The following is an 11852-nucleotide window of genomic DNA, read 5'->3' as shown; positions in this document are numbered from 1 at the left end:
TCACTCCCACCCGATGAGACGGAGGCGGCCGCGTGGCCGGTAGTGGCCGCGCCGGGCGCGGGGGAGCGGCAACGCCCGTCCCGGCCGGTGATCGGCCTGCTCGGGCGGTACCTGTGATTTAGGACGGGGGCGTTGACGCACTACGATCTGGGGCCATGCCCGCACTTGACGCTAAAGCCATCCTGGAGGGGCGCAAGCCCGGTCGCCGCTCCATCGGCCTCACCATAGGCATCGCCGTCAGCGTGTTCTGCATGCTGCTGATGCTGGTCTACCTGCTGTGGTCGGGCGTGGCGGGCGGCGGTGTGGCCGGCGTCGTCGGGTTCTTCCTCAGCCTCTTCGCCGCCGTCATCCCGGTGGCGATCCTGGTCCCCCTGATCCTGCTCCTGGACCGCCTGGAACCCGAACCCGGCACCATGCTGCTGTTCGCGTTCCTGTGGGGTGCGGGCGTGGCCGTCGTGGTCTCCTTCATCCTCAACACCGCCGGCATGGAACTCCTCGCGGTGCCCGCCTTCGGCCCGGACCTGGGCGAGTTCGTGTCCACCGCCGTGGGCGCGCCCCTGGTCGAGGAGAGCGCCAAGGGCATGGTGCTGCTCATCCTGCTGTGGCGGCGCCGCTACGAGATCGACTCCATGACCGACGGTGTGACCTACGCCGCCATGGTCGCCACCGGGTTCGCCTTCACCGAGAACATCCTCTACTTCCTCAGCTCGTTCCTGGACCAGGGCATGTTCGGCCTCGGGTTCACCTTCGTGCTGCGCGGGCTCATCGCGCCGTTCGGCCACCCGCTCTACACCGCGATGATCGGCATCGGCGTGGCCTACGCCGCCATCAACCGGGGCGGTGGCCGCCTCTTCGCGCCGTTCCTGGGCTGGGTGGGCGCCGTCATCCTGCACGGCCTGTGGAACGGCTCCACCGTCTTCGGCTGGTTGGGGCTCGGCATCGCCTACGTGGTGCTGTTCTTCGTGCTGCTGTCGATCATCGTGCTGGCCGTGCAGGACCGCCGCCGCCAGGTGGCGGCCATCGCGCAGTTCCTGCCGCCCTACACCCCGACCGGGCTGGTCACCCCGGCCGACATCCGCATGCTCAGCTCCATCCCGGGCCGCCGGGGCGCGCGCTCCTGGGCGCAGCGCAACGCCGGCAAGCGCGGGCGCGACGCCATGCGCGACTACCAGTTGGCCGCCACCGAGCTGGCGCTGCTGCACCAGCGGCTGGCGCGCGGGGTCACCCGCCCGCACTGGGAGGAGCGCCGCGACAGCTTCCTGGCGCTGATGCACGCCGCCCGCGTGGCGTTCCTGGGCCACGTGCAGCAGCCGGTGGCCCCGGCGTGGGCGCCCAAGGCCACCGACTCCGGCTTCCTCCAGCGGGCCGACTTCGCCCACGTCATCGCCCAGGCCCAGGCCCGCCGCGACGCCGCCCAGCAGGGCCGCCCGCCGCATCAGCCCGGACCGGGCACCCCGCCTAGCGGGGGGCAGCCGCCGTACCCGCCGCAGCGGCCGCCGTACCCGCCCCAGCCGCCGCAGGGCTGGTAGCCGCCGTGCGCTCGGCCGTGGCGAAGTAGGTCCGCAGGATCGCGATCCACACCACGGCCGAGCCCAGGACGTGCAGCACCACCAGCCACTCGGGCAGGCCCAGCAGGTACTGGGTGTAGCCCAGCGCGCCCTGGGCGAGCACCGACACCAGGAGCAGCAGGGCCGAGGTGCGCAGGACGCGCGGCCCGCGCCGCAGGGTCAGCACCACCAGCGCGGCCGCGCCCAGCAGCACCAGCCACGCCAGCGCCGAGTGCACCCGCGCCACGGTCACCATGTCGAAGTCCCAGCGCGGCGCGCCGGGGTCGCCGCCGTGCGGGCCGGTGCCGGTGACCACGGTCCCGGCCACCAGCAGCGCGAACCCCACCGGCAGCAGGGCGGTGGCCAGCGGGCGCACCCAGCGCGGCGCGGTGACGCGCAGCGGCCCCTGCGGCTCGCGGCAGCGCACGTAGTAGGCCACGCACGGGACCACCACGATCGTGGAGAGCAGGAAGTGCGCGGCGACCGAGGCCGGGTGCAGGTCGCTCCAGACGGTGATGCCGCCGACCACGGCCTGGCCCAGCACGCCCAGCGGGATGATCGTGGCCAGCGTGACGAGGTCGCGGCGGCGGGGCCGGCTGCGCAGGGTGGCGATGAACACGATGACGCCGACCGCCAGGACCAGGAAGGTCAGCGTCCGGTTGCCGAACTCGATCGCGGCGTTGAGCGGGCTGTGCCCGGTGCCCACCGGGACGAAGCTCTCCTCGGTGCAGCGCGGCCACTCCGAGCAGCCCAGGCCCGAGGAGGTCACCCGCACCGTGGCACCGGTGACGGCGATCCCGGCGTTGACCACGACGTTGCCCAGCCCCCACCACCGCAGGGCCGCCGTGGTGGGCTGCCACACGGTGCGGGCCAGGCCCGCCAGGACCAGGACGCCCACGACCGCGAAGGCGATTTGCCACACCCACAGGGGCTGGGAGAGGAGTTCGAGTTCGGGCGCCGCAGCAGGCGCCGGAGCTGGGAGACCGCGCATACGACAGACTGTAGTACGTGGTTGGGCGGACCCCGCACGGGGCGGCGCGTGCCGCGCCCGAGTCCGGGTAGCCCCCTCGTGTGTCGGATCCACCTGGGAGTTTTAGTCTTGGCTTATATTAGTCGCGGCTGTACATTCGTACGATGAACGCGTTCGACGTCCTCGGCGACCCGGTCCGCCGCCGGATCCTCGAACTCCTCGCGGAGGGCGAGGCCACCTCCGGGGCGGTGAGCGCGGTCATCCGGGAGGAGTTCGGGATCAGCCAGCCCGCCGTCTCACAGCACCTCAAGGTCCTGCGCGACAGCGGCTTCGCCACCGTGCGCCCCGTGGGCGCGCGCCGGCTCTACGCGGTCAACCCCGCACCCCTCCGCGACATCGACCAGTGGCTCGACCGCTTCCGGCGCTTTTGGACACCGCCGCTGGAGGCGCTGGCCACCGAACTGGCCCGGGGCCGGCGCGAGCGCCGGCTCCCCGCCGAGCGGGGCGGCGGCGCGGCCGGGGAGCCCGGCGCGCCCGACGCCCCGGGCTGAGGACCCATCCGAGGCAGAGGAGACCACCGTGATCGACGTGACCCACCAGATCAGCGCCGTGCGCCGCCGACTGGGCACGCGCATGCTGGAGGCGGGCGAGGCGCGCGTCTCGACCATCAGCCAGACCTACGACGCCCCGCTGGAGGACGTCTGGGACGCCTGCACCAACCCCGAGCGGATCCCCCGGTGGTTCCTGCCCGTCACGGGCGACCTGCGCGAGGGCGGCCACTACCAGCTCGAAGGCAACGCCGGCGGCACCATCACCTCCTGCGACCCGCCCACCGCCTTCACCGCCACCTGGGAGTACGGCGACAACGTGAGCTGGATCGAGGTCACCCTGGGCGCCGAGCCCACCGGCACCCGCGTGGAGCTGGTGCACATCGCCCACATCGACGACGACCTGTGGGCGCAGTTCGGCCCCGGCGCCACCGGTGTGGGCTGGGACATGGCGCTCCTGGGGCTGTCGGAGCACCTGGCCTCCGGCGCCGCCGTGGACCCCGCCGAGGTCGAGGCGTGGAGCACCTCCGAGGAGGGCCGCAGATTCGTGGAGCTGAGCAGCGACCGCTGGCGCCAGGCCAGCGTGGAGGCCGGCACCGACGAGGCCGCCGCCAAGGCCGCCGCCGACCGCACCACCGCGTTCTACACCGGTGCGGGCACGCCCGAGACCGGCGCCTGAGACCCCGCGAGGCGGGGGCGCCCGCCGGTGCGCACCGCGCCGGCGGACACCCCCGCCCGCCTCAGCGCGCCGCCGGTTCGACGGGGCGGTCGGCCGGGGCCGCCGTCGGCTCGCCGGAGCCCTCGGCCGGGGCGAACTGGGTGCGGTACAGCAGTTCGTAGCGCCCGCCCGCCGCCAGGAGTTCGTCGTGGGTGCCGCGCTCCACGATCCGGCCCTTCTCGACCACCAGGATCTGGTCGGCCGCCCGCACGGTGGACAGCCGGTGCGCGATCACCACGGCCGTGCGGCCCGCCAGCGCCTCGGCCAGCGCCTCCTGCACCGCCGCCTCGGAGGTGGCGTCCAGGTGCGCGGTGGCCTCGTCGAGGATGACCACCCGGGGGCGGGCCAGCAGCAGCCGCGCGATGGTCAGCCGCTGCCGCTCGCCACCGGAGAACCGGTAGCCGCGTTCGCCCACCACCGTGTCCAGGCCGTCGGGGAGTTCGGCCACCAAAGTGTCCAGCCGCGCCCGGCGCAGGGCCTCCCACAGTTCGTCGTCGTCGGCCTCGGGCCGGGCCAGCAGCAGGTTGGCCCGCACGGTGTCGTGGAAGAGGTGGCCGTCCTGGGTCACCATGCCCAGCACCCCGCGCAGCGACTCCGCCGTCAGGTCGCGGACGTCCACCCCGGCCAGCCGCACCGCGCCGGTGTCGACGTCGTAGAGGCGCGGCAGCAGCGAGGCGATGGTGGACTTGCCCGCGCCCGAGGACCCCACCAGCGCCACGGTCTGCCCGGGTTCGGCGCGGAAGGTGATGTCGTGCAGCACCTGGTCGCCGCCGCGCGTGTCGAGCACGGCGACCTCCTCCAGCGACGCCAGCGACACCTTGTCGGCGGCGGGGTAGGCGAACCCCACCCGGTCGAACTCCACCGACACCGGGCCGTCGGGCACCGCCCGCGCGCCGGGCCGCTCGGTGATCATCGGCGGGAGGTCCAGCACCTCGAAGACCCGCTCGAAGCTCACCAGCGCGCTCATGACCTCCACCCGCGCCCCGGCCAGCTCGGTCAGGGGGGCGTACAGCCGGGTCAGCAGCATCGCCAGCGACACCACGGCCCCGGCCGCCAACTGGTCGCGCAGCGCCATGAACCCGCCCAGGCCGTAGACCAGCGCCAGGGCCAGCGCCGACACCAGGGTCAGCGCGGTCATGAACACCGTCTGCACCATGGCGGTGCGCACGCCGATGTCACGCACCCGCCGCGCCCGCGCGCGGAACTCCGCCGACTCCCGGTCGGGGCGGCCGAACAGCTTCACCAGGGTGGCCCCGCCCGCCGAGAACCGCTCGGTCATCTGGGTGCCCATGGCGGCGTTGTGCGCCGCCGCCTCGCGCTCCAGCCGCGCCAGGCGGCTGCCCATGCGCCGCGCGGGCACCACGAACACCGGGAGCAGCAGCAGCGAGATCAGCGTGATCTGCCACGACAGCGCCAGCATGGCGGCCAGCGTCAGCACAAGGGTGACCAGGTTGCCCACCACGCCCGACAGGGTGTCGCTGAAGGCGCGCTGGGCGCCGATCACGTCGTTGTTCAGCCGGCTGACCAGCGCGCCGGTGCGGGTGCGGGTGAAGAAGGCGATCGGCATGCGCTGCACGTGGTCGTAGACGGCCGAGCGCAGGTCCAGGATCAGGCCCTCGCCGATGCCCGCCGACAGCCACCGCTGGAGCAGGCCCAGCCCGGCCTCGGCCACGGCGATGCCCGCGATCAGCGCGGCCAGGCCCACGACCACGTCGAAGGGCTCACCGTGGACGATCGCGTCGACGATGCGCCCGGCCAGCAGGGGAGTGGCCACCGCCAGCGCCGCCACCACGCTGCTCAGCAGCACGAACCAGCCCAGCGTGCGCCGGTGCGGGCGGGCGAACCGGCCGATGCGGCGCAGTGTCGTCCAGGAGAACGGCCGCCGGTCCTCCTGCGCGTGCATCGCGTTGTACATCGATGTCCACGCGCTGACCTCCATGCTCATCGGCTCCACCCATCCCGTCGTCGTCCGGCGCCGCACGGCCGTTCCTATCGCCTCCCTGCGACAGAACGGACGATAAATCCTCGACCTAACTTGAGGTCAAGCGGCGCGGGCGCCGCCCCCTGCCCCGCGCCCGCGCCGCCATGGGCCGCTCGCTAGCCTGGGACGGCGACGGGACGACAGGAAGCCGGTGGGACTCCGGCACGGTCCCGCCACTGTGACCGGGGAGCCGAACCCGCTCACGGCCACGGCGCCGCGTGCGCTGGAAGGCCGGGCCAGGCGCTGATCCGGGAGTCAGGACACTGACCCGTCGCGACTCGTCACCCAGGGGCGCGGACCCCGGAGGCGGAGCGCGCCGGCGGCCCCCAGCCCCCGCCCGCGGGCCGCGCCGTGGCCGCGCCCGGCCTCGCGGAAGGACCAGACGTGCGCCCATCCCCTCGATTCCCCCGCTCCACAGGTCCCGCCCGCCCCGGCCGGGTGGCCAGGTCGGCCGCCGTGGCCGGAACCGTCCTCGCCCTGGCCGCCTGCGGCGCCCCCGGCGGCGGACCCGCCGAGGCGGCGCCGGCCGAGGGCTACCCCGTGACCGTGCGCGAGTGCGGGCGCGAGGTCACCGTCACCGCGCCGCCGCAGCGGGCGGTGGCCATGAACCAGCACGTCGCCGAGATCATGCTCGCCCTGGGCCTGGCCGACCGCATGGTGGGCACCGCCTTCCTGGACGACGCGATCGTGCCGGAGTTGCGCGACGCCTACGACTCCGTTCCCGTGCTCGCCGAGCGGTACCCCTCCTACGAGGCGCTGCTGGCCGCCGAACCCGACTTCGTCTACGCCGGGTTCGCCGCCAGCGCCTTCGACCCCGCCGAGGGTCGGGGCCGAGACGCGCTGGAGGCGGCCGGGATGACCACCTACGCCTCCATCGAGCAGTGCGCCGCCGACGTGGACATGGACACGGTCGGCACCGAGATCCGCAACATCGGCCGCGTCTTCGGCGTGGAGGAGCGCGCCGAGGAGCTGATCGCCGGAATCGAGGCCGACGTCGCCTCGGTCGAGGAGCGGCTGGCGGGCGTCGAGCCGGTGGACGTGCTGGTGGTGGACTCCCTCGACGCCACCGTCTTCACCTCCGGCGGCGCCGGGATCGCCGACGACATGATCCGCTCCGCCGGAGGGCGCAACGTGTTCTCCGACGTGGACGACGTGTTCGCCGACGTCTCCATCGAGCAGGCCGCCGCCCGCGACCCCGAGGCGATCCTGTTCTACGACTACGGCTCCACCACCGTCGAGGACAAGCGCCGCGCGGTGCTGGGGCAGCCCGCCCTGGCCCACGCGCCCGCCGTCCGCGAGGAGCGGTTCGCCGAGCTGCCGCTGTCCTCCACCGTGGTGGGGATCCGGGTGGGCGACGCGGTGACGCGCATCGCCGAGCAGTTGCACCCCGAGGCGTTCTGACGGGATGGCCGAGACCTCCGAGACCTCCGACGACACTCCTGAGACCCGCGCCGCACCGCGCGCCGCACCCGCCCCGCCCGACGCGGCGGGCGCCCAGGACCGCCCGGACCGCCGGGAGCGCCCGCCCGCGTCCCGCCGTCGGCGCGGCCGGGTCCCGCTGCCGGTGGCGCTGGCGCTGCTGCTGGCCGCGCTGCCCCTCGCCGCGACGCTGGGTGTGGGCGTCGGCTCGGTCGGCGTCTCGGCCGCCGACACCTGGCGCATCCTCCTCCACCAGGCGGCGCCCGGCCTGGTCACGCCCACCTGGCCGCCCGCCACCGAGGCCATCGTCGTGACGGCGCGCCTGCCCCGCGTGCTGCTGGCCGCGCTGGTGGGCGCGGGCCTGGCCGGGGTGGGGCTGGTGCTCCAGACCCTGGTGCGCAACCCGCTGGCCGACCCGCTGCTGCTGGGGGTGTCATCGGGCGCGACCCTGGGCGCGGTGGTGGTCGCGGTGTTCGGCGTGCGCCTGTTCGGCGGCGCGTCCCTGCCGGTCACCGCGTTCGTGGGCGCGCTGGCCGCCCTGGTCGCGGTCTACGTGCTGGCCCGCACCGGCGGCCGGATCAGCACGCTGCGGCTCATCCTCTCGGGGGTGGTCATGGCCGAGGTGCTGGCGGCCGCCGCCGCGCTGGCCATCATGACCTCGGGCGACCCCCACGCCGCCACCCTCGTGCAGCGCTGGACCCTGGGCGGGCTGGGCGGCACCACGTGGGCCACCCTGCCCGCACCGGCGGCGGCCGTGGCGGTCTGCACCCTGGTCATCGCGGCGCAGACCCCGGCGCTCAACGTGTTCGCCCTGGGCGAGGAGACCGCCACCGGGGTGGGGCTGGGGGTCAACGGGTTCCGCGCCGCCATGTTCGTGGTGACCTCGCTGGCCACGGGCGTGCTGGTGGCGGTCAGCGGCCCGGTGGGGTTCGTCGGGCTGATGACGCCCCACATCGCCCGCATGCTCGTGGGTCCCGACCACCGGCGCACCCTGCCGGTGGCGGTCCTGATCGGCGCGTCCTTCATGATCCTGGCCGACCTGGCGGCCCGCACCCTGGCCCGGCCCGAGGAGATCCCCGTGGGAATCCTCACCGCGCTGTGCGGAGCGCCGTTCTTCCTGTGGCTGATGCGCCGCAGCACCCGTTAGGGCGGTGGAGGCGACGGGGCACCGAGGGCTACCTCGGGGCGGGTCGCGGACCTCAGCCGCCGCCGAGCGGGCCCGGTTCGATCACGTGCCCGGGGGTGTCCACCCACAGCGTGTGCTCCCCCTCAGCCGTCACGGTCAGCCCCAGCCGGTCGCGGCCGGGCGCCCCGGCCGCGCGCCACACCTCACGGGCGGCGGCGATCTCGGCCCACAGGTCGCGCGGCCCGGCCCGCAGGGTCTCGTAGGGTTCTCCGGCGGGCACGTACTCGCCCAGCGCCCAGGAGCCGTCGCGGTCGTAGACGTAGACGGTGGCCTCGCCCGCCGCCGCGTGGTTGTCGGGGTCGGCCTCGAACGAGGCGTAGGCCAGGCCGGGCACCCGCCAGCCCAAAACCACCCCCCAGCCGGGGTCGCGGTCGGCCACCACGCGCGGGTTCAGGCGGGTGTGCCCGGCCACGGTGGCGGGGTCGTGCTCGTCCACGAAGGTGTGCCAGGGGTCGGCGGAGCGCCGCTGGTCGCGCAGCCACATGAACGCGGCGTCGGCGATCATCCGGCCCTGCGCCATGCCGTCGCCGACCGCCAGGCGCAGCAGCCCGGCGGAGGTGAACCCCGGCCCCCACGGGATCACGACCGTGCCGCCGGGCCGGGTCTGGGCGATCCACGCCCCCGGGACGCGCCGGGCGGCGACCGTGGCGATCACCCGGTCGTACACCCCCTCGGGCGGGTGGGCGCCGTCGCCCACGACCAGCCGGGGCTTGTAGCCGAACCCGTGCAGGGTCGCGCGGGCGCGCTCGGCCACGCCGGGGTCCACCTCGACGGAGACGACGTTCTCGTTGCCCAGCCGCTCGCACAGCAGGGCGGTGCTGTAGCCGGTGCCGGTGCCGATCTCCAGCACGGTGTCGCCGTCGCGGACGTCCATGGCCTGGAGCATCGCCATGACGAGGGAGGGCTGGGAGATGCTGGAGGAGGGGACCCGCCCCCGGCCCTCAGACCCCGTGGGGTGGCCGTCGTCCACTTGGGTCACCAGCGCGTAGTCGTCGGCGGCCCAGCGGTGGTAGTCGGGGTCGTCGGAGGTGACGGGGACGTCCCAACCGGGGTTGTCGGGGTCGGGGACCCACACCGTGTCGGGGATGAACGCGAGCCGGTCCACGGCGAGGACGGCGCGGTGCCAGGCGGGGTCCTGGACGGCGCCCTTGGCGGCGAGGAGGCGGGCCAGCGCGAGCCCCGGCGGCGGGGCGGTCACTGACCCGGCCGCTGGCCGTCGCCGCCCTGGTCGGGGATGGGTTCCCCGGTGCCGTGGCGGGGCGGTTTCTGGCCGTCGCGGTCGGACCCGGGATGGGTGTCTTGGGGTTTGTCGGGATTGCCGTGGTCGCCCATGGTGACCTCCAGGTGCAGGGGTGTCGGCATGGACGCTAGTCCGGCGGCGGGTCGGCGTCATGGCCTCCGGGCCAAGAGGGCTCCTACCTGGGGCGGCGCGCGCCGGTGCGGCTCCGCGCGGTCGGCGACCTGGTGGCCGGGTCCGCCCCGAAGGACGGACCCGGCGTTCACCGGCGGCTCACGCCGCTCGGCTCACTCCGTTCACTCCTCTCACACCGCTGGCTCCGCTCACTCCGCGCCCTCGGGCGCGGAGCCCCACACCGGCTCGCCCGCGTCGTAGAGCACGATGTTCTCCGCCGGAGCCAGTTCGGTACCGATGCCCTGGTAGGACCAGTCGTTGGCGGGGTTCCACCCGGCGCCGCCGGTGATCCGGAACTGCACCTCGCGCCGCCACTGCGACTGCCCGCCCGGGAAGATCTCCTGCCCGGTGCAGTCGATCTCCACGTAGTACAGATCGCCCTGGACCTGCCGGGCGGCGGAGGGCGCCGCGCACTGGTTGTAGGCGCTGGACACCTGCACCTCGCCGGGCTCCACGCCCGGGTCCAGGGTGAACCAGTAGCGGAACGTCCCCTCGTCCAGCATCCGCGCGGGGAACGCCGACTTGTTGCGCACCATCGCCTTGATCTCGGTGAAGGTGGAGTTGGACTGGTTGATGGCCGCCTCCACGTACATCTGCGGCCCGTCGGGCTCCTCGGCCTGCGGGAAGTCGGCCAGCGGCGTGCCGCCGTAGTCGGCGACCAGGGCGGCCAGCGCGCTGGAGAACCCGGCGTTGTAGTCGGTGGCGACCTCGTTGGCCACGTAGTCCTGCCGGTTGTCGGTGTAGGCGTCGTCCGGGCCGTCCGGGCCGCCCACCAGCGCGCCGTAGAGCACGTGCCGGTTGTCCTGCGGGCTCTGGATGTTGTCCAGCCACGACCCGTGGGCCGTGCGGTGGTGCGGGTTCACCGGCGGGTTCTGGCCGAAGCCCACCACGTAGCTGGAGTCGCGCGGGTTGTCGCCGAGCGCGTAGTCGATCTGCCGCACGCCGAAGTCGTGGTACCGCTGCTTGCGCACCGGGTCGTCCAGCCAGTCGGAGTACACCAGCGCCACGAACGCCGTGTTGGCGGCGTAGCGCAGCGACCCCCACGTGTCGAGGACGGCCTGGCCGCCGGGCGAGGTGGGCACGCGCCGGCCGTTGACGCCGGTGGTCCAGTAGTCCAGCCACCGGTTGGCGTCGGTGATGTAGCGCTGCTCGCCGGTCTCCATGGCCAGCAGGGCGTAGGCGCCGTAGGACTTGTCGTCCCAGGCCACCGTCCAGCGGTAGCTGCGGGTGTCGGTCTGCTGCTCGGTGGACAGGTGGTCGTACTCGGCCTCGGCCTTGGCCAGGTAGGCGTCGTCGCCGGTGGCGCGGTAGAGCCAGTAGGCGCCCCACACCAGTTCGTCCTGGTAGCCCGACCACGACCGGTAGAAGTTCCCGGCCGGGACGCAGTCGGAGTAGCGGCCCCGGTAGGTGTCGGCGAAGTCGTAGAGCTGTTCGGCGTGGCGGACCAGGGTGGCGGCGTAGGCCGGGTCGTCCTCGGCGAACACCAGCGACGACGCCGCCATGGCCGCCGCCGTCTCGCCCGCCACGTCGCTGCCCGGGCACGAGGCGTCCACCCGGTAGGCCGGGCGCTCCATCGGCATGACCTCGGCAGGGCCCCACCACTTGTGGTCGGCGTCGCCGTCGCCCACCTGGGCGTAGAACACGTTGGGCTCGGGGTGGGCCTTGATGAAGTAGTCGTTGACCCAGCGCAGGTTGTCCTTGAGGTAGGGCATCTGCCCCGAGGCGGTGTAGCCCTCCGGGCTCTCCACCGCGCCCCAGGCCAGCATGGTGGCGCTGAAGGCCATGGGCAGGCCGAACTTGACGTGGTCGCCCGCGTCGTACCAGCCGCCGGTGAGGTCCAGGCCGACGTCGGAGCCGTCCTCCAGGGCGGAGTCGCCGCGCCAGGAGACGCGGTTGTCGGCGGGCAGGGCGCCCGATCGCTGGGCCTCGTAGAAGAACATCGACTTCTGGAGCGCCTCGGCGTAGTTGAACTGCGGCGCGGCCTCGGCGGTGCCGATCGCGGGCGGCGCGGCGAGCATGCCCAGGGCCGCTGCGGCGGCCGTTGTGAGGGCCGCCGCGCGGCGGAGGTGTCT

The 11852-nt window shown here is 74.2% G+C and carries 9 protein-coding genes, 1 pseudogene and 1 riboswitch; of the genes and pseudogenes, 5 read left to right on the top strand and 5 right to left on the bottom strand.

Going from position 1 to position 11852, the window contains the following annotated elements:
* Positions 1–155 precede the first annotated feature (155 nt).
* Positions 156–1529: a PrsW family intramembrane metalloprotease gene (locus LG943_RS18750; RefSeq protein ID WP_270073618.1), complete on the top strand. Its 1374-nt coding sequence runs from the start codon at positions 156–158 to the stop codon at positions 1527–1529.
* Here the strand turns inward: LG943_RS18750 and LG943_RS18745 are convergent.
* Positions 1459–2538, bottom strand: coding sequence for a COX15/CtaA family protein (locus tag LG943_RS18745; protein WP_270073617.1), 1080 nt, complete (start codon positions 2536–2538; stop codon positions 1459–1461). The two genes, LG943_RS18750 and LG943_RS18745, sit on opposite strands and share 71 nt — an antisense overlap.
* A gap of 143 nt (positions 2539–2681) precedes the next feature.
* Here LG943_RS18745 and LG943_RS18740 point away from each other — a divergent pair, with 143 nt between their 5' ends.
* Entirely contained in the window at positions 2682–3068 is a 387-nt protein-coding gene (locus LG943_RS18740; protein ID WP_270073616.1) for an ArsR/SmtB family transcription factor, read from the top strand.
* A 28-nt stretch (positions 3069–3096) separates the two neighbouring features.
* Positions 3097–3744, top strand: coding sequence for an SRPBCC family protein (locus LG943_RS18735; protein ID WP_270073615.1), 648 nt, complete (start codon positions 3097–3099; stop codon positions 3742–3744).
* Positions 3745–3805: 61 nt separating this feature from the next.
* On the opposite strand, the gene LG943_RS18730 is transcribed toward LG943_RS18735, so the two are convergent.
* On the bottom strand, positions 3806–5728 hold the full coding sequence (locus LG943_RS18730; RefSeq protein WP_270073672.1) for an ABC transporter ATP-binding protein: 1923 nt from the start codon (positions 5726–5728) through the stop codon (positions 3806–3808).
* A gap of 177 nt (positions 5729–5905) precedes the next feature.
* A riboswitch (cobalamin riboswitch) is annotated at positions 5906–6030 on the top strand.
* 190 nt (positions 6031–6220) lie between these two features.
* Here LG943_RS18730 and LG943_RS18725 point away from each other — a divergent pair.
* Both LG943_RS18725 and LG943_RS18720 read left to right on the top strand, forming a co-directional pair.
* Complete coding sequence (locus tag LG943_RS18725; protein WP_270073614.1) at positions 6221–7165, top strand: ABC transporter substrate-binding protein; 945 nt, start codon at positions 6221–6223, stop codon at positions 7163–7165.
* A 4-nt stretch (positions 7166–7169) separates the two neighbouring features.
* A complete protein-coding gene (locus LG943_RS18720; RefSeq protein ID WP_270073613.1) occupies positions 7170–8330 on the top strand; it encodes a FecCD family ABC transporter permease in 1161 nt (386 codons plus the stop codon).
* Between the two features lie 52 nt (positions 8331–8382).
* Here the strand turns inward: LG943_RS18720 and LG943_RS18715 are convergent, their stop codons facing one another.
* From LG943_RS18715 to LG943_RS18705, 3 genes and pseudogenes are all read right to left on the bottom strand, one after another.
* Positions 8383–9567, bottom strand: coding sequence for an rRNA adenine N-6-methyltransferase family protein (locus LG943_RS18715; RefSeq protein ID WP_270073612.1), 1185 nt, complete (start codon positions 9565–9567; stop codon positions 8383–8385).
* Entirely contained in the window at positions 9564–9731 is a 168-nt protein-coding gene (locus LG943_RS18710) for a hypothetical protein (protein WP_270073611.1), read from the bottom strand. Before LG943_RS18710 ends, LG943_RS18715 begins: the two co-directional genes overlap by 4 nt.
* Positions 9732–9932: 201 nt before the next feature.
* Positions 9933–11798 (bottom strand): annotated as a pseudogene (locus LG943_RS18705) (glycoside hydrolase family 9 protein); the annotation flags it as partial.
* Between the last annotated feature and the right edge of the window lie 54 nt (positions 11799–11852).

Source organism: Streptomonospora mangrovi, assembly GCF_027604915.1.
GTDB classification, from domain to species: Bacteria; Actinomycetota; Actinomycetes; order Streptosporangiales; family Streptosporangiaceae; genus Streptomonospora; species Streptomonospora mangrovi.
This window is presented reverse-complemented; position numbering and strand designations above follow the sequence as displayed.

Bases quoted from the DNA above. Each gene is read 5' to 3' on its own strand.
- LG943_RS18745 (WP_270073617.1), bottom strand. From the start codon at position 2,538: ATGCGCGGTCTCCCAGCTCCGGCGCCTGCTGCGGCGCCCGAACTCGAA.
- LG943_RS18750 (WP_270073618.1), top strand. From the start codon at position 156: ATGCCCGCACTTGACGCTAAAGCCATCCTGGAGGGGCGCAAGCCCGGT.
- LG943_RS18730 (WP_270073672.1), bottom strand. From the start codon at position 5,728: ATGAGCATGGAGGTCAGCGCGTGGACATCGATGTACAACGCGATGCAC.
- LG943_RS18740 (WP_270073616.1), top strand. From the start codon at position 2,682: ATGAACGCGTTCGACGTCCTCGGCGACCCGGTCCGCCGCCGGATCCTC.
- LG943_RS18720 (WP_270073613.1), top strand. From the start codon at position 7,170: ATGGCCGAGACCTCCGAGACCTCCGACGACACTCCTGAGACCCGCGCC.
- LG943_RS18710 (WP_270073611.1), bottom strand. From the start codon at position 9,731: ATGCCGACACCCCTGCACCTGGAGGTCACCATGGGCGACCACGGCAAT.